The organism is Enterobacter cloacae complex sp. 418I7 (genome assembly GCF_050030705.1).
GTDB lineage: Bacteria > Pseudomonadota > Gammaproteobacteria > Enterobacterales > Enterobacteriaceae > Enterobacter > Enterobacter intestinihominis.
In genome coordinates this window covers 4,687,390-4,710,652 of record NZ_JBLGUU010000001.1, presented here as the reverse complement: position 1 = coordinate 4,710,652, position 23,263 = coordinate 4,687,390, and the positions used below count along the sequence as shown (strand labels likewise).

Genomic DNA, 23,263 nt, shown 5'->3' with positions numbered 1-23,263 from the left:
GGCGGACTCCACTCGAACAATAAAAGAAAACTATTGAATATTCATGATTGTTGGCGCACATCGACATGACCCCATCAGGGTGATGTGCGAACCGCTATCTGCGGTTATACACGCTATCGTTGATACAGCCTGAACGATGTTGTGTTTATGTCCGGCCAGGATCGCTGGATCCCGATCAGGACCGCGGATCATAGCCTAAACTGAGCCAGAGATCTTCTGTTTCTCACAGATTCTTCCCGATTTATCCACAGGAAGATCCGGAATCGGGTAAGTGTAAACGATCCTGACGCGAGTGCCTCGCGATTTAGGCCGCATATTGGAAAATTTAATGAGCACAGACAATTTTGGGCTTAAATGATCTAACGAAGATCCAGGAGGATCCTTGCGCTTTGTTGGCGAGCCCGTATAATTCTCGACCCGGCGCGTGATGCTCATCTTCCTGCGTCGTTCGTTGCTCATTTTCCACGCGAAATCGTGCGGAAATACGCAGGGATTTAAGGAAAGAGAATTGACTCCGGAGTGTACAATTATTACAATCCGGCCTCTTTAATCACCCACGCTGAGGCGTTAGTCGTTCGAATCTCGTTCGGGTATACGCAAAAGTCAGTGAATTTATTCAAGTTTAGGTAGAAATCGCCATGAAACGCACTTTTCAACCGTCTGTACTGAAGCGCAACCGTTCTCACGGCTTCCGTGCTCGTATGGCTACTAAAAATGGTCGTCAGGTTCTGGCACGTCGTCGTGCTAAAGGCCGCGCTCGTCTGACCGTTTCCAAGTAATAAAGCTAACCCCTGAGTGGTTAAGCTCGCATTTCCCAGGGAGTTACGTTTGTTAACTCCCACTCATTTCACTTTCGTCTTCCAGCAGCCACTACGGGCTGGCACGCCGCAAATCACCATCCTCGGCCGCCAAAATTCGCTGGGGCATCCCCGCATCGGTCTCACAGTCGCCAAGAAAAACGTTAAGCGTGCGCATGAACGCAACCGGATTAAACGTCTGACGCGTGAAAGCTTCCGTTTACGTCAGCACGAACTGCCTTCAATGGATTTCGTGGTGGTGGCTAAAAAAGGGGTTGCCGACCTCGATAACCGTGCTCTCTCGGAAGCGTTGGAAAAATTATGGCGCCGCCACTGTCGCCTGGCTCGCGGGTCCTGATAGCCCTCATTCGGGTCTATCAACGCCTGATTAGTCCGCTACTCGGGCCACATTGCCGTTTCACGCCAACATGCTCAAGCTACGGAATTGAGGCATTGCGCAGGTTTGGAGTGATAAAAGGCAGTTGGTTGACGGTGAAACGCGTATTAAAATGCCACCCTTTACACCCAGGTGGAGACGACCCCGTCCCTCCAGGACCTTTTGATACCAGAGAACACTAACGATGGATTCGCAACGCAATCTTCTTATCATCGCTTTGTTGTTCGTGTCTTTCATGATCTGGCAGGCATGGGAGCAGGATAAAAATCCTCAACCCCAGCAGCAGACCACGCAGACCACGACCACCGCAGCGGGTAGCGCCGCCGACCAGGGCGTACCGGCCAGTGGCCAGGGGAAACAGATTACGGTTAAGACCGATGTGCTTGAGCTGACTATCAACACCCGTGGTGGTGATGTTGAGCAGGCGCTGCTGTTGACCTACCCGAAAGAGCTGAAGTCTACCGAACCGTTCCAGTTACTGGAAACCACGCCTGAGTTTATCTACCAGGCACAGAGCGGCCTGACCGGTCGTGATGGCCCGGATAACCCGGCGAACGGTGCGCGTCCACTGTATAACGTCGAGAATGACACCTTTGTGCTGGCTGATGGTCAGAACGAACTGGTTATTCCGATGACCTACACCGACGCGGCAGGCAACACCTTCACCAAAACCTTCACCCTGAAACGCGGTGAATATGCGGTGAACGTGGGCTACAGCGTACAGAACACCGGTGCGAAACCGCTGGAAATCTCTACCTTTGGTCAGCTGAAGCAGTCCATCAATCTGCCGTCTCACCGTGACACCGGAAGCAGCAACTTTGCGCTGCATACCTTCCGTGGCGCGGCTTACTCCACGCCAGATACCAAGTACGAGAAATACAAATTCGACACCATTGCCGATAACGAAAACCTGAACGTCAGCTCTAAAGGCGGTTGGGTCGCAATGCTGCAACAGTATTTCGCGACGGCGTGGGTACCGAATAACGACGGTACGAACAACTTCTACACCGCGAACCTCGGCAACGGTATTGCAGCCATCGGCTACAAATCTCAGCCGGTTCTGGTGCAGCCGGGTCAAACCGGTAAGCTGGCAAGCACCCTGTGGGTCGGCCCGGAAATCCAGGATAAAATGGCTGCCGTTGCGCCGCACCTGGATCTGACCGTTGATTACGGTTGGTTGTGGTTCATCTCTCAGCCGCTGTTTAAGCTGCTGAAGTTCATCCACAGCTTCCTGGGTAACTGGGGCTTCTCCATCATCGTTATCACCTTTATCGTTCGTGGCATCATGTACCCGCTGACTAAAGCGCAGTACACCTCCATGGCGAAGATGCGTATGCTACAGCCGAAGATTCAGGCTATGCGTGAGCGTCTGGGCGATGACAAACAGCGTCAGAGCCAGGAGATGATGGCCCTGTATAAAGCAGAGAAAGTGAACCCACTGGGTGGTTGCTTCCCGCTGCTGATTCAGATGCCAATCTTCCTTGCGCTGTACTACATGCTGATGGGTTCCGTTGAGCTGCGCCACGCGCCGTTCGCCCTGTGGATCCATGACCTGTCCGCACAGGACCCGTACTACATCCTGCCGATCCTGATGGGCGTGACGATGTTCTTCATCCAGAAGATGTCTCCGACCACCGTGACTGACCCGATGCAGCAGAAGATCATGACCTTTATGCCGGTCATCTTCACCGTGTTCTTCCTGTGGTTCCCGTCAGGTCTGGTGCTGTACTATATCGTCAGCAACCTGGTGACCATCATCCAGCAGCAGCTGATTTACCGTGGTCTGGAAAAACGTGGCCTGCATAGCCGCGAAAAGAAAAAGTCCTGATTCGGTAACTTAACGCTAAAATAAGGGCGGTCGATTGACCGCCTTTTTTATTTGTATTGAACGAGAGCAACCATGAGCCATAACGACACTATCGTCGCCCAGGCAACCCCACCGGGACGCGGTGGTGTAGGCATTCTGCGCATCTCCGGCCTGAAGGCGCGTGAGGTGGCCGAAGCGGTGCTGGGTAAACTGCCAAAGCCGCGCTACGCTGATTATCTGTCATTTAAAGATGCCGACGGCACCTCGCTGGACCAGGGCATTGCGCTGTGGTTCCCCGGCCCAAACTCCTTTACCGGCGAAGACGTGCTGGAGCTTCAGGGTCACGGCGGCCCGGTGATCCTCGACCTGCTGTTGAAACGTATTCTGACCCTGCCTGGCCTGCGCATTGCGAAGCCGGGTGAGTTCTCCGAGCGTGCCTTCCTGAACGATAAGCTCGACCTGGCTCAGGCCGAAGCGATTGCCGACCTGATCGACGCCAGTTCCGAACAGGCAGCCCGCTCCGCGCTGAACTCGTTGCAGGGGGCATTTTCCGCACGCGTGAATCACCTTGTGGAAGCACTTACTCACCTGCGAATCTATGTTGAAGCGGCTATCGACTTCCCGGACGAGGAGATTGACTTCCTTTCTGACGGCAAAATCGAAGCCCAGCTCAACCAGGTGATGAACGATCTGGATGCCGTTCGCGCCGAAGCGCGCCAGGGCAGCCTGCTGCGTGAGGGCATGAAGGTGGTGATTGCTGGTCGCCCCAACGCCGGGAAATCAAGCCTGCTGAACGCCCTGGCGGGCCGTGAAGCGGCGATCGTGACCGACATAGCCGGTACCACCCGCGATGTTCTGCGCGAGCATATCCATATCGACGGCATGCCGCTGCACATCATCGATACCGCTGGCCTGCGCGATGCGAGCGATGAAGTCGAGCGTATCGGTATCGAACGCGCCTGGCAGGAGATCGAGCAGGCCGACCGCGTGTTGTTTATGGTGGACGGCACCACGACCGACGCCGTTGACCCGGCTGAAATCTGGCCAGACTTTATCGCCCGTCTCCCGGCCAAACTGCCGATCACCGTGGTGCGCAATAAGGCCGACGTTACCGGCGAAACGCTGGGCATCAGCGATGTGAATGGCCACTCACTTATTCGTCTGTCGGCCCGTACCGGGGAAGGCGTGGAAGCCCTGCGTAACCACCTCAAACAGAGCATGGGCTTCGACACCAGTATGGAGGGCGGCTTCCTGGCGCGTCGTCGTCACTTGCAGGCGCTGGAAGAGGCGGCTCGCCACCTTGAGCAGGGCAAAGCCCAGCTGATCGGCGCGTGGGCCGGCGAGCTGCTGGCGGAGGAACTGCGTCTGGCGCAGCAGAACCTGAGCGAGATCACCGGGGAGTTTACGTCGGACGATCTGCTTGGACGAATTTTCTCAAGCTTTTGTATTGGTAAGTAATCCCCGATAGAACATGGTGATTTCCTCCAGGGAAATCACCATTGTCCCAATGGCAACTCGCTTAATCCCCCCATGCCCCCTATCCTGCTTGCCTGCATCTATGGGGGATTTATGGCTCGTTTTCTGTTTTGTAGTTTCGCATTAGTTCTGCTGTATCCGTCCGGTATTGATATGTATCTGGTGGGGCTACCGCATATTGCCCGCGATCTGGGTGCCAGCGAGGCGCAACTGCACATCGCGTTTTCGGCCTACCTCGCGGGAATGGCGTCGTCGATGGTATTTGCCGGGAAAATCGCGGACAGAGCCGGCCGTCAACCCGTCGCCATTACGGGGGCGGTTATCTTTACGCTGGCATCGGTACTGTGTTCAATGGCTCAGGAAAGCACAATGTTCCTGTCAGGGCGCTTTATCCAGGGCATTGGCGCGGGCGGCTGTTACGTGGTGGCGTTTGCCATTCTGCGCGATACCCTCAGCGCCCAGCGCCGCGCCAGGGTGCTGTCGATGCTGAACGGCATTACCTGCATCATCCCGGTGCTGGCACCGGTTGTAGGCTACCTGATCATGCTGAAATTTCCATGGCAGAGCCTTTTCTGGACCATGGCCACAATGGGCGCCATCGTCTTTATACTGTCCGTGACGGTGTTGAAAGAGACCCATCCCGGTTCGCAGCAGACGCACCACGCTGCTACCATTCATCCGGCTGAAAAGCTTCTGAATCGCTTTTTCCTGAGCCGCCTGGCCATCATCACGCTCAGCGTGGCGGTGATCCTCACCTATGTAAACGTTTCCCCGGTGTTACTGATGGAGACGATAGGCTTCGATCGCGGTGAGTATTCGACGGTGATGGCGCTCAATGCGATGGTCAGCATGGCAGTTTCATTCTCGATGCCCTTTGCGCTCAATATCTTCCGCCAGCGCACGCTGATGCTCACTTCACAGACGCTGTTTCTCGCCGCAGGCGTGATTCTGGCGACCGCCACCTCACATGCGCTGATGCTGGTGGGTATGACCCTGATCTGCGCCGGATTCTCCGGCGGCTTCGGCGTGGCGATGAGTCAGGCGCTTGGCCCGTTCTCACTGCGGGCAGGCGTGGCAAGCTCGGTGCTGGGCATTGCGCAGGTCTGCGGTTCGTCGCTGTGGATTTGGCTGGCGGCGGTGATCGGCCTTAACGCGCTGAATATGCTGATCGGGGTTCTGATTGGCTGTAGCATACTCTGCATTACCTTACTTATGGTCATCCAGCCCGCGGCGCACTATGAAGAAGCCCATCAGCAGTCTCGATCTTAATCTTTTACTTTGCCTGCAGTTGTTGTTGCAGGAGCGCAGCGTCACCAAAGCCGCGAAGCGAATGAACGTGACGCCGTCCGCGGTGAGTAAATCGCTGGCGAAGCTGCGCGACTGGTTCGACGATCCGCTGTTTGTGAAAACGCCTTTAGGGCTACTGCCCACGCCGCTAACGGTGAGTCTGGAACAGGATCTGGCCGACTGGATGCAGATTGGCAATCAGATCGTCGATAAATTCCACCATAGCTCTCCAGGCGGGCTCAAGTTTGTGCTCGCCGCCGAAACGCCGCTGATGCTGATTCGCTTTAACACCCTGCTGGAGCAGGTGAATGAGCGCTACCCACAGGCGACGGTGAAGTTGCGCCAGTGGGATTATGATTCGCTGGACGCCATTACGCGCGGGGAGGTCGATCTCGGTTTTACCGGCCGCGAAACGCACCCGCGCTCCCGCGAGCTGCTAAAGCTGATGCCGTGGTTTATTGACTACGAAATCCTGTTCAGCGACCGTCCGTGCGTCTATCTGCGAGAAGATCATCCGGCACTTCACGAAGCGTGGAACCTTGAGACGTTTCTGCGCTACCCGCATATCAGCATCTTCTGGGAGCGCAGCGATACCTGGGCGCTTGATGAAGTGCTAAAAGAGATGGGCCGGGAGCGCAACGTCGCCATGAGCCTGCCCGGCTTTGAACAGTCGATGTTTATGGCGGCTCAGCCGGACCACAACTACATTGCCACTGCGCCCTACTACTGCCATCACTACAATCAACTCCACCAGCGTAATCTGGTCTGCCTTCCCATTCCCATCGATGAGGCGCAGGCAGAAAAGCTGACCGTACCCTTCACGCTAATCTGGCATAAGCGGAACAGCCATAATCCGAAAATTATCTGGCTGCGCGAAACTATAAAAGCCCTGTATACCGCGCCAGGTCAGGTTTTTGCCTAAGATAATGTAAAGTTCGGTCCTCAGGCTTCTCTTATTTCTATTTACTGATTAAAACAGAAGCTGAGTTAAGCGATAATCATGTAACCGTTTAACCGACTACGACCATTATCAGGGAGCGAAAAATGGCTACGCACTTTGCACGAGGAACATTAACGGAAGGGCATCTCGTATCGGCCAGAATTTCTTCAGCCTGTCACAGTGAGGCGCTCAAACTACCTGAACACCGCAGGACGCGGTTTTTAGCCTCCAGAGCGCTCCTCGCAGAACTGCTTTTTATGCTGTACGGCACCAGCGAATTACCGGACATACTCACCCAGCCAGAAGGTCGCCCGGTTTTTGCGGACCCGGCACTCCCCCATTTTTCCATTGCGTATACCGGCAACATTGTTGGCGTCGCGCTGACGACTGAAGGTGATTGCGGCCTGGATATGGAGCTGCAACGCGTCACGCGCAGCTTCCATGGTGCTAACGCGCTCGATGAATACCCGCTCTCCAGCAATGAAAAGCTGTGGATACGTAACCAGAACGATCCCGTTGAAGCCAGAGCGCAGCTCATCACCCTTCGCCAGAGCATCCGTAAACTGAGCGGCGCGGCATCAGACGACGCCAGCCTGTTGCAGCTGCTTCCCGGCTCCGGACGCCTGCGTGCCGCGAAAGCCTCGCTGGTAGAGGCGCTCAGCGACGCTGAGGACGTACTGATCTGGTCCGTTGCGGTGAGCCCCGCCATCGAACGGCTGAAAATCTGGGAGTTTGACAGTATTCGCGGTTGGCGTAGTCTTCCGGATGTACCTGAGCGCGCCAACGAGCCCGCCGCGCGCCTGATGCGATTAACCAGTTTACCGGCAGAAAAAGCATACACCCATAGCTGATCCGTCCAGGGTCATCATGATGAAACAGGAGTAATCATGTCTGATACGTTGAAAGTTGTTACGTTACTGGGAAGCCTGCGCAAAGGTTCGTTTAACGGGATGGTAGCGCGCACGCTGCCACAGCTGGCGCCTGCGGGAATGGAGATCAGCGCCCTGCCGTCTATTGGCGACATCCCGCTTTATGATGCTGACGTTCAGCAGGAAGAAGGGTTCCCGCACAGCGTGGAGGCGATAGCCGAGCAGATCCGTCAGGCTGATGGTGTAGTGATTGTAACGCCAGAATATAACTACTCGGTTCCGGGTGGTCTGAAGAACGCGATTGACTGGTTATCCCGTTTACCGGAGCAGCCGCTGTCAGGCAAACCGGTGCTGATCCAGACCAGCTCAATGGGCGCCATCGGCGGTGCGCGCTGCCAGTATCACCTGCGACAGATCCTGGTGTTCCTGGATGCGATGGTGATGAACAAGCCGGAATTTATGGGCGGCGTGATTCAGAACAAAGTCGACCCGCAAACGGGTGAAGTGGTGGATCAGAGTACGCGTGACCATCTCTCTGGTCAGTTGACCGCGTTTGGGGATTATATTAAGCGGGTTAAAACCTGATAAAAAAGCCCGGTGGCGCTAGCGCTTACCGGGCCTACACTCGTCAGTAGGTCAGGTAAGCGAAGCGCCACCTGACACCACAAACCGCACCTTAGTGCGCGTCAATAAACACAATCTTGAGCACAAACAGCAGCGCCACAATCATCACGCACGGGCTGAGTTCGCGGAAACGGCCGGTACCGATCTTCATCACACAGTACGAGATAAAGCCCAGCGCGATACCTTCGGTGATCGAGAAGCTGAACGGCATCATCACCGCGGTAATAAACGCCGGAACGGCTTCCGTCAGATCTTCCCACTTCACGCGCGCCAGGCTCGAGGTCATCAGCACGCCGACGTAGATCAGCGCGCCAGCTGCCGCGTACGGTGGCACCATCCCCGCCAGCGGAGAGAGGAAGATCACCAGCAGGAACAGCAGACCCACGACTACCGCCGTCAGGCCAGTACGGCCGCCCACGGACACGCCGGAAGAGGATTCAATGTAAGCGGTAACAGACGAGGTGCCGATGAAAGAACCCGCAACGGACGAGATGCTATCCACATACAGCGCCTGCTTCATGCGCGGGAATTTGCCTTTCTCGTCCGCCAGACCCGCTTTGTCCGTCACGCCAATCAGCGTACCGGAGGAGTCAAACAGGTTGACCAGCATGAAGGAGAAAATCACTCCGGCCAGACCCAGGTTCAGCGAGCCCGCCAGATCAACGTGACCAATCACGGTAGAAACGCTCGGTGGCGCAGAGACAATACCGCTGTAATGCACGTCACCCAGCATCCAGCCCAACAGCGTGGTCACGATGATAGAGACCAGCACCGCAGCGTGGATGTTACGCGACGCCAGGATCGCGATAATAAAGAAGCCCAGCACGCCCAGCAGCACGCTGTGAGAGGTCAGGTTACCAATGCTCACCAGCGTTTCCGGGTTCGCCACGATTACGCCAGCGTTTTTCAGCCCCATCATGCCGATAAACAGACCGATACCGCTGGTGATGCCCACGCGCAGGCTCACGGGAATGTTCGCAATCATCCAGTAGCGCACACGGAAGATGGTCAGCAGCAGCAGGCCGACCGCGCCCCAGAAAATAGCGCCCATCCCGACCTGCCACGGCAGGCCCATCGCCTGAACCACCACGAACGCAAAGAACGCATTCAGACCCATTGCCGGGGCCAACGCCACGGGCAGATTAGCGAAAACGCCCATCAGGATGCTGCCAAGCGCCGCGATCAGACAGGTGGTAACAAAGACGGCGCTGGTGTCCATGCCAGCCACGCCCAGAATTTGCGGGTTAACGAAAACGATATAGACCATCGTCAGGAAGGTAGTAAAACCGGCGATCACTTCGGTGCGTGCCGTTGTGCCGTGCTCGCGCAGTTTGAACACGCGCTCAAGCAGCCCCTGACCAGATGTCTGGGTAGTGTGTTGTTGACTCATCATCAATTTCCGAACAAGGAGGGAAAATTCGTCGCTATCCTATACCAAAATGCGACAATAGTGGCGGTTACGGGATACTTTTTTCATTGATTTTGCTTATACGGCAACGATTGCGTCTCGTTAAACTGTCGTACGTAAACGTTAAACTTGTTAAAAGGGAAAGGCATGTCCGGAATTGAAGCGGTATTTTTCGACTGTGACGGTACGCTGGTCGACAGTGAGGTCATTTGTTCCCGCGCGTATGTCGCCATGTTCCAGGAATTTGGCATTACGCTCGATCTCGAAGAGGTGTTTAAACGCTTTAAGGGCGTGAAGCTGTACGAGATCATCGACATCATTAACGAAGAGCACGGGGTGGATCTGGCGAAAGCGGATCTGGAACCGGTGTACCGCGCCGAGGTCGCACGCCTCTTCGACGCCGAGCTGGAAGTTATCGCCGGCGCTAACGCGCTGCTGGATGCGATGACGGTGCCGATCTGCGTGGTCTCTAACGGCCCGGTCAGCAAAATGCAGCACTCACTCGGCAAGCTGGACATGTTACACCACTTCCCGGAAAAACTGTTCAGCGGCTACGATATCCAGCGCTGGAAGCCGGATCCGGCATTGATGTTCCACGCGGCGAAGGCGATGAACGTCAACGTGGAGAACTGCATCCTGGTGGATGACTCGTCTGCGGGCGCGCAGTCGGGGATTGATGCGGGGATGGAGGTGTTTTACTTCTGCGCCGATCCGCACAACAAGCCGATCGATCATCCAAAAGTGACGACCTTTACAGACCTGGCGCAGCTGCCGGAACTGTGGAAGGCGCGCGGGTGGGATATTACTCGCTGAAAAAACAAAGCCGGATGGCGCTAACGCTTATCCGGCCTACAAGGATTGTAGGGCGGGTAAGCGATAGCGCCACCCGCCACACATATCACTCTTTCGGATCTTTACCCGCCAGCAGCTTGTCCAGCTCGTCGCCGCCCACGTGACGGAAATCCTGTCCCTTCACGAAGTAGAAGATGTATTCGCAAATGTTCTGGCAGCGGTCGCCAATACGCTCAATTGAGCGCGCGCAGAACAGCGCGGTCAGCACGCTTGGAATGGTACGGGAATCTTCCATCATGTAGGTCATTAGCTGACGCACTATGCCTTCGTATTCCTGGTCAACTTTCTTATCTTCACGGTAGATACGGACCGCTTCGTCCAGATCCATGCGCGCGAAAGCGTCCAGCACATCGTGCAGCATCTGCACGGTGTGGCGACCGAGAGACTCCAGGCTCACCAGCAGCGGCTGGTGCTGCTGGGAGAATTTCTCCAGCGCTGTGCGGCAGATTTTATCCGCCACGTCACCAATACGCTCCAGCTCGGCGATAGTTTTGATGATCGCCATTACCAGACGCAGGTCGCTCGCGGTTGGCTGACGCTTGGCAATGATGCGCACGCACGCTTCGTCGATGGCGACTTCCATCATATTGACGTTGTGATCGCCTTCGATAACGCGCTTCGCCAGCTCGCTGTCCTGGTTGTGCATTGCCGTAATCGCATCAGAAAGCTGCTGCTCGACCATGCCGCCCATGGTCATCACCTGGGTGCGAATGCTTTCCAGCTCTGCGTTAAACTGGCCGGAAATGTGTTTATTAAGATTGAGGTTGTCCATGGTTTCTCCACATGCACTAAGGCAAATCAACCGTAGCGGCCAGTAATATAATCTTCGGTTTGTTTCTTCGCAGGACGGGTGAACAGCGCGTCCGTATCGCTGAACTCAATCAACTCGCCCAGGTACATAAACGCCGTGTGGTCAGAGCAACGGGCTGCCTGCTGCATGTTGTGAGTGACGATCACCACGGTGTAATCCTGCTTCAGCTCGGTGATCAGCTCTTCGATACGCCCGGTTGAGATCGGGTCAAGGGCTGAGCACGGCTCATCCAGCAGCAAGACTTCCGGGCGAATGGCGATACCGCGCGCAATGCACAGACGCTGCTGCTGACCACCGGAGAGAGAGTACCCGCTCTGGTGAAGTTTATCTTTGGTTTCGTTCCATAATGCGGCCTTGGTCAATGCCCACTGCACGCGCTCGTCCATATCCGCACGGGAGAGCTTCTCAAACAGACGCACACCAAAGGCGATGTTGTCATAGATCGACATCGGGAACGGCGTGGGTTTCTGGAACACCATCCCCACTTTCGCACGCAGCAGGGCGATATCCTGGGTATTGGTCAGGATGTTGTCACCGTCCAGCAGAATTTCACCTTCTGCGCGCTGCTCCGGATAGAGCGAATACATTTTGTTAAAGGTGCGCAGCAGCGTGGATTTACCACAGCCAGACGGACCGATAAATGCCGTGACCTGGTTCTTCGCGATATCCAGGTTGATATTCTTCAGGGCATGGAATTTGCCGTAGTAGAAGTTCAAATCACGAACCTGAATCTTACCCGGGGCAGTATCAACCATACTCATTGACTCATTTCCTCATTCGGCGCCGCGATGTGCCGCGCCGTAAAAATTTAACCGTGTTTCTGCTTCGCGAAAATGACGCGCGCCAGAATGTTCAGCAACAGTACGCAAAGGGTGATGATCAGCACCCCGGCCCAGGCCAGCTGCTGCCATTCCGCGAATGGGCTCATCGCAAATTTAAAGATCGTCACCGGCAGGTTGGCGATCGGCTGCATCATGTCCGTACTCCAGAACTGGTTGGAGAGGGCGGTAAACAGCAGCGGTGCGGTTTCACCAGCGATACGGGCGATAGCCAGCAGGATACCGGTCATGATCCCCGAGACGGACGCTTTCAGGGTGATCGCCGAAATCATTTTCCATTTCGGCGTGCCCAGCGCGTAAGCCGCTTCACGCAGGCTGTCCGGCACCAGTTTCAGCATGTTTTCAGTGGTACGAATAACGATAGGCACCTGCAACAGCGCCAGCGCAATCACACCCGCCCAGCCGGAGAAGTGTTCCATTTGCGCCACCACGATGGTGTAAACAAACAGACCTACCACAATCGACGGGGCAGAAAGCAGAATGTCGTTAATAAAGCGGATGACTTCAGCGATCCAGGACTTGCGGCCATACTCCGCCAGATAGATACCCGCCATGATGCCCAACGGCGTACCGAAAACGGTCGCCCACAGGATCAGCAGGCCGCTGCCCGCCAGGGCGTTTGCCAGACCACCACCCGCCGTGTTTGGCGGCGGCGTCATCTCGGTGAACAGCGCCAGGGACATTCCATCAATACCACGGGTGATGGTGGACATCAGGATCCAGATCAGCCAGAACAGGCCGAACGCCATCGTGGCCATGGAAAGCGTCAGCGCAATGCGGTTTTTAATCCGGCGCTTTGACTGCATTTTGCGACGAGATTCCGCAAGCTGAGCGGTGTTTTGCATGTCGAGAGTCGCCATTAGCGTGCCCCCTCGTTTTTAGCCAGACGCATAATCATCAGCTTGGAGATAGCCAGCACAATAAAGGTAATAACAAACAGGATCAGACCCAGTTCCATCAGCGCTGCGACGTGCAGCCCGGATTCCGCTTCGGCAAATTCGTTCGCCAGCGCAGAGGTAATACTGTTCCCCGGCATGTAGAGCGACACGCTGTCGAGCTGGTAGGTGTTGCCGATGATAAAGGTCACCGCCATGGTTTCACCCAGCGCGCGGCCTAAGCCCAGCATGATGCCGCCGATCACCCCATTTTTGGTGAACGGAAGGACGATGCGCCAGATAACCTCCCAGGTGGTGCAGCCGATGCCGTAGGCCGACTCTTTCATCATCACCGGGGTTTGTTCGAAGACATCGCGCATGACCGCCGCAATGTACGGAATAATCATGATGGCGAGGATCACGCCAGCCGCCAGAATACCGATACCGAATGCCGGGCCAGAGAACAGGGCCCCCACAAACGGAACGGCGGAGAGAACATTACCCACCGGCTCCTGGAAGTACGTCGCAAACAGCGGAGCAAAGATAAACAGGCCCCACATGCCGTAAACGATACTTGGGATGGCCGCCAGCAGTTCAATGGCGATACCCAGCGGACGTCGCAGCCAGCCTGGTGCCAGCTCCGTCAGAAACAGGGCAATACCGAAGCTTACCGGCACTGCAATCAGCAGAGCGATAAAAGAGGTCACCAGCGTGCCGTAAATCGGCACCAGCGCACCGTAGATATCGTTCGGCGCATCCCACTCTTTGGTCCACAGGAAGGCGAAACCAAATTTTTGAATGCTCGGCCAGGAGGAGAAAATGAGGGACACGATAATGCCGCCCAGCAGCAATAGCACAATCAGCGCAGCCAGTTTCACCAGCGCGCTGAAAATCATGTCACCTTTTTTACCCGGAGGGTTAAATGCAGGCTTGGTTGCAGCCATAAATTACTCTTCTTTATGAGACGTCTTACGAATATGCCCGGTGGCGCTGGCGCTTACCGGGCCTACAGGATGAACCGTAGGGCGGGATCGCTGCGCGCCACCCGCCATCTTCGTCAAAAATATCCTGTTAGTACAGCGCTTTACCGCTGCTGTCTTTCACGTTGGTTTTCCATGCAGCACGGATCTGCTCAACCACGCTGTCTGGCAGGCTGGCGTAATCCAGGTCATTCGCCTGTTTGCCGCCGTTTTTGTATGCCCAGTCGAAGAACTTCAGCACTTCAGCACCCTGCTCAGGCTTCTTCTGCTCTTTGTGGACCAGAATGAAGGTGGTAGACGTGATAGGCCATGCTTCGTCGCCTTTCTGGTTGGTCAGGTCCTGCGCGAAGGATTTGCTCCAGTCAGCGCCTTTTGCGGCGTTAGCGAAGTTCTCTTCGGTCGGGCTAACCGGTTTGCCGTCAGCAGAAACCAGTTTGGTGTAAGCCAGGTTGTTCTGCTTAGCGTAGGCGTACTCTACGTAGCCGATAGAGCCAGGCAGACGCTGTACGAAGGCAGCGATACCGTCGTTGCCTTTACCGCCCAGACCGGTTGGCCAGTTAACGGTAGAGCCGGAACCGACTTTAGATTTCCACTCTTCGTTCACTTTCGCCAGGTAGCTGGTGAACACGAAAGAGGTACCAGAGCCGTCAGCACGACGAACCACCGCGATATTCTGCGAAGGCAGCTTAACGCCCGGGTTCAGTTTGGTGATGGCTTCGTCATCCCATTTTTTGATTTTGCCCAGGTAGATATCACCCAGGGTTTTGCCGTCCAGCACCAGCTCGCCTGATTTCAGGCCAGGGATGTTAACAGCCAGCACAACGCCGCCGATCACGGTCGGGAACTGGAACAGGCCTTCCTGATTCAGTTTCTCATCAGACAGCGGAGCGTCGGATGCGCCGAAATCAACGGTATTCGCGGTAATTTGTTTTACGCCACCGGAGGAGCCGATACCCTGATAGTTGACCTTGTTACCGGTCTCTTTCTGGTAGGTATCCGCCCATTTGGCATACACCGGCGCAGGGAAGGTTGCACCAGCGCCAGTCAGGCTTGCTGCTGCGAAAGCAGAGAAAGCGCTCAGAGATAAGGTCGCGGCGACAACAGTTGCGACAGTGGTACGCATAACTTTCATAATGTCTCCTGCAAGGATTTCGTAAATCATTGTTTAAGTGGCTACGATGAGCAAAATAGGACAAACAGGTGACAGATAAATGTACGAAATATGACAGTTTTATGACAAAGAAAATTTCACTTAAAAATAAGCAAAAATCCATAGATAAATCATAAATTTAATGATTATTATGACAGCTTGTTTTCAGTAATATTTTCTTTATGTGACACTGATAAAATAGCTGAAAATGACGGATTGTCATAAAAAAAGGCTCCACCGGATGGCGGAGCCTGGAAGGATTATTCTACGGTAACGGACTTCGCCAGATTTCGCGGCTGGTCAACGTCGGTGCCTTTGATCAGCGCGACGTGGTAAGCCAGCAGTTGCAGCGGTACGGTGTAGAAGATCGGCGCAATCACCTCTTCCACATGCGGCATCTCGATGATGTGCATGTTGTCGCTGCTGGCGAAACCGGCATCTTTATCCGCAAAGACGTACAGTACACCACCACGGGCGCGCACCTCTTCGATGTTAGATTTCAGTTTTTCCAGCAGTTCGTTGTTAGGTGCCACCACGATAACCGGCATATCCGCGTCGATCAGCGCCAGCGGACCGTGTTTCAGCTCGCCTGCCGCGTAGGCTTCCGCGTGGATGTAGGAGATCTCTTTCAGCTTCAGCGCGCCTTCCAGCGCGATAGGGTACTGATCGCCACGGCCCAGGAACAGAGCGTGGTGCTTATCAGAGAAATCTTCAGCCAGCGCCTCAATGCGCTTGTCCTGAGACAGCATCTGCTCGATACGGCTCGGCAGCGCCTGGAGACCGTGAACGATATCATGCTCAACGGAAGCATCTTCGCCTTTCAGACGCGCCAGCTTCGCCACCAGCATCAGCAGAACGGTCAGCTGAGTGGTAAACGCTTTGGTGGAAGCGACGCCGATTTCAGTGCCCGCTTTGGTCATCAGCGCCAGATCGGATTCACGCACCAGCGAGGAGCCCGGTACGTTACAGATGGCCAGCGAACCCAGGTAACCCAACTCTTTAGACAGACGCAGCGCCGCCAGGGTATCGGCCGTTTCGCCAGACTGGGAAAGGGTGATCATCAGGCTGTTACGGCGCACAGCGGATTTACGATAGCGGAACTCAGATGCGATTTCGACGTCGCACGGCACGCCCGCCAGGGATTCAAACCAGTAGCGAGAGACCATACCGGAGTTGTAAGAGGTACCGCAGGCCACGATCTGAATGTGCTCGACTTTGCTCAGCATTTCGTTGGCATTGGCGCCCAGCTCGCTCAGATCCACTTCACCATGGCTGATGCGCCCGGTCAGGGTGTTTTTAATGGCGTTTGGCTGTTCGTAGATCTCTTTCTGCATGTAGTGACGATAAGCACCTTTGTCGCCCGCGTCGTATTGCAGGTTTGATTCGATTTCCTGGCGCTTAACCTGCTCGCCTTTCGTGTCGAATACGGTCACGCTGCGACGTGTCACCTCGGCAATGTCGCCCTCTTCCAGGAAGATAAAGCGACGGGTAACCGGCAGCAGCGCCAGCTGGTCGGAAGCGATAAAGTTTTCACCCATGCCCAGACCAATCACCATTGGGCTACCGGAACGCGCGGCCAGCAGCGTGGACGGGTCGCGGGAATCCAGGATCACCGTACCGTAAGCACCACGCAGCTGAGGGATAGCGCGCAGAACCGCATCACGCAGTGTACCGCCCTGTGCCAGCTCCCAGTGCACCAGGTGAGCAATCACTTCGGTGTCGGTTTCAGAGACGAAGGTATAGCCGCGCGCTTTCAGTTCTTCACGCAGCGGTTCGTGGTTTTCGATAATGCCGTTATGCACCACCACAATGTGTTCAGACACATGCGGGTGTGCGTTGCCTTCAGATGGCTCACCGTGAGTCGCCCAGCGGGTATGCGCAATACCGGTGCCACCGTGCAGCGGATGTTCCTCCGCCGCCTGGGCCAGCATCTGCACTTTACCGAGACGACGCAGACGGGTCATATGACCTTCTGCATCGACGACAGCCAGACCGGCTGAGTCATAACCACGGTATTCCAGACGACGTAAACCTTCGAGAAGGATTTCAGCAATATCACGCTGCGCAACTGCGCCAACAATTCCACACATAGTTAGATTTCCTGATTATGGCGTTATGCCATGCGTTGTCGCTGACCTGTATTTGCCCTTTCCGGGCACCCCGAGCCTTGTAGAGAGTGGGGTTATTTTTATGGGTACTGCTGGTGGGGGGAGGATTATGTTATCCCCTCACCCCAGCCCTCTCCCCATAGGGGAGAGGGTGAAAACCGCACCATTCAGTTCCCCTCTCCCCTATGGGGAGAGGGTCAGGGTGAGGGGTGTATATTGTCGTTACTTTTTCTTCACCGGGCGTTTCCAGCCCTGCTTACTGACCTGCGGAACGCGGCTTAACACCAGCTCGTTCTCGGCCACATCGCGCGTAACGGTTGTCCCGGCGGCAATGGTCACGCCTTTGCCCACGGTAACAGGCGCCACCAGCTGGGTATCGGAACCTACAAACACGTCATCACCGATGATGGTTTTAAACTTATTGGCACCGTCATAGTTACAGGTAATCGTCCCTGCACCGATGTTTACGTTGTCGCCAATTTCCGCATCGCCCAGATAGGTCAGATGACCGGCTTTCGAGCCTTTACCGAGACGTGCTTTTTTCATTTCCACGAAGTTACCTACATGAGCGCCTTCCAGCAGCTCAGCGCCCGGGCGCAGACGCGCAAACGGGCCGATGGTACAGGCGGAATCCAGACGCGCATCTTCTACCACGCTGTACGGGCTGATTTCGCAGTCGTCACCGATCACGCTGTTTTTAATCACACAGCCGGTGCCGATTTTGACGCGGTTGCCCAGCGTGACGTTACCTTCCAGGATAACGTTAGTATCTATTTCAACGTCGCGCCCGTGGGTCAGCGTGCCACGCAGATCGAAACGCGCCGGATCGCGCAGCATCACGCCCGCCAGCAACAGTTTTTCTGCCTGCTCGGACTGGTAAATACGCTCCAGGCGTGACAGCTGTAGACGGTTGTTTACGCCGTCCGTTTCGCTGATACGCGCCGGATGAACGGCGGCAATCTCACGCCCTTCCTGGTACGCCATCGCAATGATGTCGGTGATGTAGTATTCACCCTGCGCGTTGTTATTATTGAGTCTGGACAGCCAGCGCTTCATATCCGCACCGTTCGCAATCAGGATGCCGGTGTTGATCTCCTGAATCTGACGCTGTTCGTCAGTGGCATCTTTATGCTCAACAATCCCGGTTACCTTGCCGTTTTCACGCGTAATGCGGCCATAGCCGGTTGGATCGTCCAGCACGACGGTTAACAACCCAATGCCACCCTGCGGTTTGGCTTCACGCAGGCGAGTGAGGGTTTCAACGGAGATCAGCGGGACGTCGCCGTAGAGCATCAGGATGTCTTCATCATCAGCGAAGAAGGGTGCAGCCTGCTGCATTGCATGACCCGTACCCAGCTGTTCTGCCTGTAGCACCCAGTTGAGATTGTCGTCACGCAGCGTTTTTTTCAGCAGATCGCCGCCATGTCCATAAACCAGATGCACCTGGCTGGCGCCTAATTCATTAGCTGCATCAATAACATGCTGCACCATTGGCTTTCCTGCCAGCGTGTGGAGCACTTTAGGCAGATCGGAATACATGCGGGTACCTTTGCCTGCGGCAAGGATCACCACGCTCATCGCACTGTTTAACATACGCATCCTGACGGTAGTTTGTGTGAGAAGTAAAAACGTTTGATGCTTAAAATTCTACATCTTTTTCATCATGAATTAAGGCCGAAAAAAAAAGCCAGCCTGGGATCCAGACTGGCTTTTGTGCTTTTCAAGCCGGTGTTACATCGCTTTTTTGGTCAACTCGATAACGCGCAGTTTCGCGATCGCTTTGGCCAGCTCCGCAGACGCCTGAGCGTAATCCACGTCACCATGAGAGCTGCTAATGTGCTCTTCAGCCTTACGCTTCGATTCCAGGGCTCGCGCTTCGTCGAGATCCTGGCCACGAATAGCGGTATCGGCCAGAACGGTCACACTGCCTGGCTGCACTTCAAGAATGCCGCCGGACAGATAGATAAACTCTTCATGACCGAACTGTTTAACGATGCGGATCATACCAGGCTTAATGGCGGTGAGCAGCGGTGCGTGACCCGGGAAAATACCCAGTTCACCTTCACTACCCGTTACCTGGATTTTCTCGACCAGACCAGAGAACATTTGTTGCTCTGCGCTGACGACGTCCAGGTGGTAAGTCATTGCCATATCACCCTCCGATTAAGGCGTTAAAGTTTTTTGGCTTTTTCCACGGCTTCTTCGATGGAACCAACCATGTAGAACGCCTGCTCTGGCAGGTGATCGTATTCGCCTTCCATGATGCCTTTAAAGCCACGGATGGTGTCTTTCAGGGAAACGTATTTACCTGGAGAACCGGTGAATACTTCCGCAACGAAGAACGGCTGGGACAGGAAGCGCTGGATCTTACGCGCACGTGCTACCACCAGTTTGTCTTCTTCAGACAGTTCATCCATACCCAGGATGGCGATGATGTCTTTCAGTTCCTGGTAACGTTGCAGCAGGGACTGTACACCACGCGCGGTGTCGTAGTGTTCCTGGCCAACAACCAGTGGATCCAGCTGACGGCTGGTAGAGTCCAGCGGGTCAACGGCCGGGTAGATACCCAGAGACGCGATCTGACGGCTCAGTACCACGGTTGCATCTAAGTGAGCAAAGGTGGTGGCTGGAGATGGGTCAGTCAAGTCATCCGCAGGTACGTATACCGCCTGAACGGAGGTGATAGAACCAGTTTTGGTAGAGGTGATACGTTCCTGAAGAACACCCATCTCTTCCGCAAGCGTAGGCTGATAACCTACCGCTGAAGGCATACGACCCAGCAGTGCAGATACTTCAGTACCGGCCAGGGTGTAACGGTAGATGTTATCAACGAACAGCAGAACGTCACGGCCTTCGTCACGGAACTTCTCAGCCATCGTCAGGCCAGTCAGCGCAACGCGCAGACGGTTTCCTGGTGGCTCGTTCATCTGGCCGTAAACCAGGGATACTTTATCCAGAACGTTGGAGTCGGTCATTTCGTGGTAGAAGTCGTTACCCTCACGAGTACGTTCACCAACACCCGCAAACACGGAGTAACCGGAGTGCTCGATCGCGATGTTACGGATCAGCTCCATCATGTTTACGGTTTTACCTACACCCGCACCACCGAACAGACCAACTTTACCGCCCTTCGCGAACGGGCACATCAGGTCGATAACTTTGATGCCGGTTTCCAGCAGTTCCTGAGAGCTGGACAGCTCTTCGTAGGAAGGTGCCGCGCGGTGGATAGCCCAACGCTCTTCTTCACCGATGTCGCCTTTCATGTCGATTGGTTGACCCAATACGTTCATGATACGACCCAGTGTTGCTTTACCTACCGGGACTTCGATCGGGTGCTCAAGGTCTTTCACTTCCAGACCACGACGCAGACCGTCGGAAGAACCCATGGCGATGGTACGCACGATACCGCCGCCGAGCTGCTGCTGAACTTCCAGCACCAGGCTCTCGTTACCATTTTGTACCTCAAGCGCGTCGTACACGCGTGGTACGGCGTCCTGAGGGAACTCGACGTCCACCACGGCGCCGATTACCTGGACAATCTTTCCAGTAGCCATCTTGAATCCTCTACGTAATTCGTAAACCTGGTTAAACCGCGGCGGCCCCCGAGACGATCTCGGTGAGTTCCTGAGTAATGCTGGCCTGACGAGCTTTGTTGTAAACCAACTGCAGCTCTTTAATCAGGCTGCCGCCATTATCGGTCGCGGCTTTCATCGCCACCATTCGTGCGGCCTGCTCGCTGGCCAGGTTTTCTACAACGCCCTGATAAACCTGAGATTCAACGTAACGACGCAGCAGGGTATCCAGCAGCGGTTTCGGATCGGGTTCATACAGGTAATCCCAGGCTTTCTGTTTCAGCTCGTCATCTTCTGATGCCGGTAACGGCAGCATCTGAGTGAGCGTAGGCACCTGAGACATGGTGTTAATAAATTTGTTGCTGACAACGTACAGTCTGTCCAGACGGCCTTCATCGTAGGCCTGCAACATCACTTTAACCGGGCCGATCAGTTCGGACAGGGACGGGTTATCACCCATACCGGTCACCTGAGCGACAATGTTGCCACCAACGGAGTTAAAGAAAGAGACGCCTTTAGAGCCAATCAGTGCCAGATCGCACTGAACGCCTTTATCGGACCAGCCTTTCATATCCGCCAGCAGTTTTTTGAACAGGTTAATGTTCAAGCCGCCACACAGACCACGGTCAGTCGACACCACCAGGTAGCCCACGCGCTTAACGTCGCGTTCTTCCAGGTAAGGGTGCTTATATTCCAGATTACCGTTTGCAAGGTGACCAATCACTTTGCGCATGGTCTCTGCATAAGGACGGCTGGCCGCCATGCGATCCTGCGATTTACGCATTTTGGAAGCGGCGACCATCTCCATCGCTTTAGTGATCTTTTGCGTGTTCTGGACGCTTGCGATCTTACTACGTATCTCTTTTGCGCCGGCCATGAGCTTCTCCTCAATGCCAGACGGCTTGTCCTGAGACAAGCCGCCGGACGATTACCAGGATTGGGTTGCTTTGAAGGAATCGAGGATAGCTTTCAGCTTGCCTTCGATTTCGTCGTTATAGCCACCGGTCTGGTTGATCTCTTGCATCAGCGGAGCGTGATCACGGTCGACGTAAGCCAGCAGAGCGGCTTCGAAGCTACCGATTTTCGCCAGTTCCACATCTTCGAGGTAACCGCGTTCAGCCGCGAACAGTACCAGGCCCTGCTGAGCAACAGACATTGGCGCGTACTGTTTCTGCTTCAGCAACTCGGTCACTTTCTGACCGTGGCTCAGCTGTTTACGGGTTGCTTCGTCCAGATCGGATGCGAACTGAGAGAACGCAGCCAGTTCACGATACTGTGCCAGCGCGGTACGGATACCACCGGACAGCTTCTTGATGATCTTGGTCTGAGCAGCACCACCCACACGGGATACGGAGATACCCGGGTTAACCGCCGGACGAATACCGGAGTTAAACAGGTTGGTTTCCAGGAAGATCTGACCATCGGTAATGGAGATTACGTTGGTCGGAACGAACGCAGAAACGTCACCCGCCTGGGTTTCAATGATCGGCAGAGCGGTCAGAGAACCTGTTTTACCCTTCACTTCACCTTTGGTGAAGTTCTCGACGTATTCCGCATTAACGCGGGAAGCACGCTCCAGCAGACGAGAGTGGAGGTAGAATACGTCGCCCGGGAATGCTTCACGTCCTGGTGGACGACGGAGCAGCAGGGAAACCTGACGATAAGCAACAGCCTGTTTAGACAGGTCATCGTATACGATCAGCGCATCTTCACCGCGGTCACGGAAGTATTCGCCCATTGCGCAACCAGCGTATGGTGCCAGGTATTGCAGTGCAGCAGATTCAGACGCGGTAGCTACCACAACGATGGTGTTAGACAGTGCGCCGTGCTCTTCCAGTTTACGAACCACGTTGGAAATGGTGGACGCTTTCTGGCCGATAGCCACGTACACACATTTGATGCCGGAATCACGCTGGTTGATGATGGCGTCGATTGCCATCGCGGTTTTACCGGTCTGACGGTCACCGATGATCAGTTCACGCTGACCACGACCGATTGGGATCATGGCATCAACGGACTTATAACCCGTCTGCACTGGCTGATCAACGGACTGACGGTCGATAACGCCAGGTGCGATAACTTCGATTGGGGAGAAGCCATCGTGCTCAACCGGACCTTTACCGTCGATTGGCGCACCCAGGGTGTTAACAACGCGACCCAGCAGGCCACGGCCAACCGGCACTTCCAGAATACGGCCAGTACACTTAACCTTCATGCCTTCGGCAAGGTCAGCGTATGGACCCATCACAACGGCACCTACGGAGTCGCGCTCCAGGTTCAGTGCGATAGCGTAACGGTTACCCGGCAGGGAAATCATCTCACCCTGCATACAATCGGCCAGGCCGTGGATGCGGATAACACCGTCACTTACAGAAACAATAGTACCTTCGTTGTGAGCTTCACTCACAACACTGAACTGAGCAATGCGCTGCTTGATCAGTTCGCTGATTTCGGTGGAATTCAGTTGCATG

General features: G+C 55.1%; 22 protein-coding genes. 10 read left to right on the top strand and 12 right to left on the bottom strand.

The features are described 5' to 3' along the window. Positions 1–638: 638 nt before the first annotated feature. The 9 genes from rpmH (at position 639) to ACQG0S_RS22595 (ending at position 8,158) form a co-directional block, all read left to right on the top strand. Positions 639–779, top strand: a complete 141-nt coding sequence (gene rpmH / locus ACQG0S_RS22635; protein WP_000831330.1) for a 50S ribosomal protein L34 — start codon at positions 639–641, stop codon at positions 777–779. Between the two features lie 16 nt (positions 780–795). Continuing rightward, positions 796–1,155 (top strand): ribonuclease P protein component, encoded by a 360-nt coding sequence (rnpA, locus tag ACQG0S_RS22630; protein WP_006808764.1) that lies wholly within the window; start codon positions 796–798, stop codon positions 1,153–1,155. Beyond that, positions 1,119–1,376, top strand: a complete 258-nt coding sequence (gene yidD, locus ACQG0S_RS22625) for a membrane protein insertion efficiency factor YidD (RefSeq protein WP_001307474.1) — start codon at positions 1,119–1,121, stop codon at positions 1,374–1,376. The genes rnpA and yidD overlap by 37 nt, the downstream gene beginning before the upstream one ends. 2 nt (positions 1,377–1,378) lie before the next feature. After that, positions 1,379–3,022, top strand: coding sequence for a membrane protein insertase YidC (gene yidC / locus ACQG0S_RS22620; protein ID WP_023298949.1), 1,644 nt, complete (start codon positions 1,379–1,381; stop codon positions 3,020–3,022). A 72-nt stretch (positions 3,023–3,094) separates the two neighbouring features. Next, on the top strand, positions 3,095–4,459 hold the full coding sequence (mnmE, locus tag ACQG0S_RS22615; protein ID WP_169440840.1) for a tRNA uridine-5-carboxymethylaminomethyl(34) synthesis GTPase MnmE: 1,365 nt from the start codon (positions 3,095–3,097) through the stop codon (positions 4,457–4,459). 111 nt (positions 4,460–4,570) lie between these two features. Beyond that, positions 4,571–5,746, top strand: a complete 1,176-nt coding sequence (locus ACQG0S_RS22610; RefSeq protein WP_032677160.1) for an MFS transporter — start codon at positions 4,571–4,573, stop codon at positions 5,744–5,746. Continuing rightward, positions 5,715–6,686, top strand: a complete 972-nt coding sequence (yidZ, locus tag ACQG0S_RS22605; RefSeq protein WP_022649883.1) for an HTH-type transcriptional regulator YidZ — start codon at positions 5,715–5,717, stop codon at positions 6,684–6,686. Before ACQG0S_RS22610 ends, yidZ begins: the two co-directional genes overlap by 32 nt. Before the next feature lie 122 nt (positions 6,687–6,808). Continuing rightward, complete coding sequence (locus tag ACQG0S_RS22600; RefSeq protein ID WP_023298947.1) at positions 6,809–7,555, top strand: 4'-phosphopantetheinyl transferase family protein; 747 nt, start codon at positions 6,809–6,811, stop codon at positions 7,553–7,555. Positions 7,556–7,591: 36 nt separating this feature from the next. Continuing rightward, positions 7,592–8,158 (top strand): NADPH-dependent FMN reductase, encoded by a 567-nt coding sequence (locus ACQG0S_RS22595; RefSeq protein ID WP_022649881.1) that lies wholly within the window; start codon positions 7,592–7,594, stop codon positions 8,156–8,158. 91 nt (positions 8,159–8,249) lie between these two features. Here ACQG0S_RS22595 and adeP read toward each other — a convergent pair whose 3' ends face one another. Further along, a complete protein-coding gene (gene adeP / locus ACQG0S_RS22590) occupies positions 8,250–9,587 on the bottom strand; it encodes an adenine permease AdeP (RefSeq protein ID WP_139152660.1) in 1,338 nt (445 codons plus the stop codon). A 165-nt stretch (positions 9,588–9,752) separates the two neighbouring features. Between adeP and yieH the strand changes: the two genes are divergently transcribed. Beyond that, positions 9,753–10,418: a 6-phosphogluconate phosphatase gene (yieH, locus tag ACQG0S_RS22585; protein WP_022649879.1), complete on the top strand. Its 666-nt coding sequence runs from the start codon at positions 9,753–9,755 to the stop codon at positions 10,416–10,418. 85 nt (positions 10,419–10,503) lie between these two features. On the opposite strand, the gene phoU is transcribed toward yieH, so the two are convergent. From phoU to atpA, 11 genes are all read right to left on the bottom strand, one after another. Beyond that, positions 10,504–11,229: a phosphate signaling complex protein PhoU gene (phoU, locus tag ACQG0S_RS22580; RefSeq protein ID WP_003861153.1), complete on the bottom strand. Its 726-nt coding sequence runs from the start codon at positions 11,227–11,229 to the stop codon at positions 10,504–10,506. A gap of 26 nt (positions 11,230–11,255) precedes the next feature. Next, entirely contained in the window at positions 11,256–12,029 is a 774-nt protein-coding gene (pstB, locus tag ACQG0S_RS22575; protein ID WP_003861154.1) for a phosphate ABC transporter ATP-binding protein PstB, read from the bottom strand. Between the two features lie 47 nt (positions 12,030–12,076). Then, the gene (gene pstA, locus ACQG0S_RS22570; protein WP_022649878.1) at positions 12,077–12,967 is read right to left on the bottom strand and encodes a phosphate ABC transporter permease PstA; all 891 of its coding nucleotides are present in this window, start codon (positions 12,965–12,967) and stop codon (positions 12,077–12,079) included. Beyond that, positions 12,967–13,926: a phosphate ABC transporter permease PstC gene (gene pstC, locus ACQG0S_RS22565; RefSeq protein WP_022649877.1), complete on the bottom strand. Its 960-nt coding sequence runs from the start codon at positions 13,924–13,926 to the stop codon at positions 12,967–12,969. The genes pstA and pstC overlap by 1 nt, the downstream gene beginning before the upstream one ends. Before the next feature lie 127 nt (positions 13,927–14,053). Further along, on the bottom strand, positions 14,054–15,094 hold the full coding sequence (pstS, locus tag ACQG0S_RS22560; protein WP_048966200.1) for a phosphate ABC transporter substrate-binding protein PstS: 1,041 nt from the start codon (positions 15,092–15,094) through the stop codon (positions 14,054–14,056). Positions 15,095–15,372: 278 nt separating this feature from the next. Further along, positions 15,373–17,202 (bottom strand): glutamine--fructose-6-phosphate transaminase (isomerizing), encoded by a 1,830-nt coding sequence (gene glmS, locus ACQG0S_RS22555; protein WP_063137911.1) that lies wholly within the window; start codon positions 17,200–17,202, stop codon positions 15,373–15,375. Positions 17,203–17,442: 240 nt separating this feature from the next. Continuing rightward, positions 17,443–18,813, bottom strand: coding sequence for a bifunctional UDP-N-acetylglucosamine diphosphorylase/glucosamine-1-phosphate N-acetyltransferase GlmU (gene glmU, locus ACQG0S_RS22550; RefSeq protein WP_063137912.1), 1,371 nt, complete (start codon positions 18,811–18,813; stop codon positions 17,443–17,445). A gap of 138 nt (positions 18,814–18,951) precedes the next feature. Further along, the gene (locus ACQG0S_RS22545; protein WP_006177560.1) at positions 18,952–19,371 is read right to left on the bottom strand and encodes a F0F1 ATP synthase subunit epsilon; all 420 of its coding nucleotides are present in this window, start codon (positions 19,369–19,371) and stop codon (positions 18,952–18,954) included. 20 nt (positions 19,372–19,391) lie between these two features. Next, the gene (atpD, locus tag ACQG0S_RS22540) at positions 19,392–20,774 is read right to left on the bottom strand and encodes a F0F1 ATP synthase subunit beta (protein ID WP_003862362.1); all 1,383 of its coding nucleotides are present in this window, start codon (positions 20,772–20,774) and stop codon (positions 19,392–19,394) included. Positions 20,775–20,805: 31 nt separating this feature from the next. Continuing rightward, positions 20,806–21,669 carry a F0F1 ATP synthase subunit gamma gene (atpG, locus tag ACQG0S_RS22535; protein WP_003862364.1) on the bottom strand — a complete coding sequence of 288 codons (864 nt, stop codon included), beginning with the start codon at positions 21,667–21,669 and terminating at the stop codon, positions 20,806–20,808. A gap of 51 nt (positions 21,670–21,720) precedes the next feature. After that, positions 21,721–23,262 (bottom strand): F0F1 ATP synthase subunit alpha, encoded by a 1,542-nt coding sequence (gene atpA / locus ACQG0S_RS22530; protein ID WP_006808751.1) that lies wholly within the window; start codon positions 23,260–23,262, stop codon positions 21,721–21,723. Position 23,263: the final 1 nt, after the last annotated feature.

Excerpts from the sequence above, each read along its gene's own strand:
- rpmH (WP_000831330.1), top strand. The coding sequence starts at position 639 with ATGAAACGCACTTTTCAACCGTCTGTACTGAAGCGCAACCGTTCTCAC.
- yidD (WP_001307474.1), top strand. The coding sequence starts at position 1,119 with ATGGCGCCGCCACTGTCGCCTGGCTCGCGGGTCCTGATAGCCCTCATT.
- yidC (WP_023298949.1), top strand. The coding sequence starts at position 1,379 with ATGGATTCGCAACGCAATCTTCTTATCATCGCTTTGTTGTTCGTGTCT.
- mnmE (WP_169440840.1), top strand. The coding sequence starts at position 3,095 with ATGAGCCATAACGACACTATCGTCGCCCAGGCAACCCCACCGGGACGC.
- ACQG0S_RS22610 (WP_032677160.1), top strand. The coding sequence starts at position 4,571 with ATGGCTCGTTTTCTGTTTTGTAGTTTCGCATTAGTTCTGCTGTATCCG.
- yidZ (WP_022649883.1), top strand. The coding sequence starts at position 5,715 with ATGAAGAAGCCCATCAGCAGTCTCGATCTTAATCTTTTACTTTGCCTG.
- ACQG0S_RS22600 (WP_023298947.1), top strand. The coding sequence starts at position 6,809 with ATGGCTACGCACTTTGCACGAGGAACATTAACGGAAGGGCATCTCGTA.
- ACQG0S_RS22595 (WP_022649881.1), top strand. The coding sequence starts at position 7,592 with ATGTCTGATACGTTGAAAGTTGTTACGTTACTGGGAAGCCTGCGCAAA.
- adeP (WP_139152660.1), bottom strand. The coding sequence starts at position 9,587 with ATGAGTCAACAACACACTACCCAGACATCTGGTCAGGGGCTGCTTGAG.
- yieH (WP_022649879.1), top strand. The coding sequence starts at position 9,753 with ATGTCCGGAATTGAAGCGGTATTTTTCGACTGTGACGGTACGCTGGTC.
- phoU (WP_003861153.1), bottom strand. The coding sequence starts at position 11,229 with ATGGACAACCTCAATCTTAATAAACACATTTCCGGCCAGTTTAACGCA.
- pstB (WP_003861154.1), bottom strand. The coding sequence starts at position 12,029 with ATGAGTATGGTTGATACTGCCCCGGGTAAGATTCAGGTTCGTGATTTG.
- pstA (WP_022649878.1), bottom strand. The coding sequence starts at position 12,967 with ATGGCGACTCTCGACATGCAAAACACCGCTCAGCTTGCGGAATCTCGT.
- pstC (WP_022649877.1), bottom strand. The coding sequence starts at position 13,926 with ATGGCTGCAACCAAGCCTGCATTTAACCCTCCGGGTAAAAAAGGTGAC.
- pstS (WP_048966200.1), bottom strand. The coding sequence starts at position 15,094 with ATGAAAGTTATGCGTACCACTGTCGCAACTGTTGTCGCCGCGACCTTA.
- glmS (WP_063137911.1), bottom strand. The coding sequence starts at position 17,202 with ATGTGTGGAATTGTTGGCGCAGTTGCGCAGCGTGATATTGCTGAAATC.
- glmU (WP_063137912.1), bottom strand. The coding sequence starts at position 18,813 with ATGTTAAACAGTGCGATGAGCGTGGTGATCCTTGCCGCAGGCAAAGGT.
- ACQG0S_RS22545 (WP_006177560.1), bottom strand. The coding sequence starts at position 19,371 with ATGGCAATGACTTACCACCTGGACGTCGTCAGCGCAGAGCAACAAATG.
- atpD (WP_003862362.1), bottom strand. The coding sequence starts at position 20,774 with ATGGCTACTGGAAAGATTGTCCAGGTAATCGGCGCCGTGGTGGACGTC.
- atpG (WP_003862364.1), bottom strand. The coding sequence starts at position 21,669 with ATGGCCGGCGCAAAAGAGATACGTAGTAAGATCGCAAGCGTCCAGAAC.
- atpA (WP_006808751.1), bottom strand. The coding sequence starts at position 23,262 with ATGCAACTGAATTCCACCGAAATCAGCGAACTGATCAAGCAGCGCATT.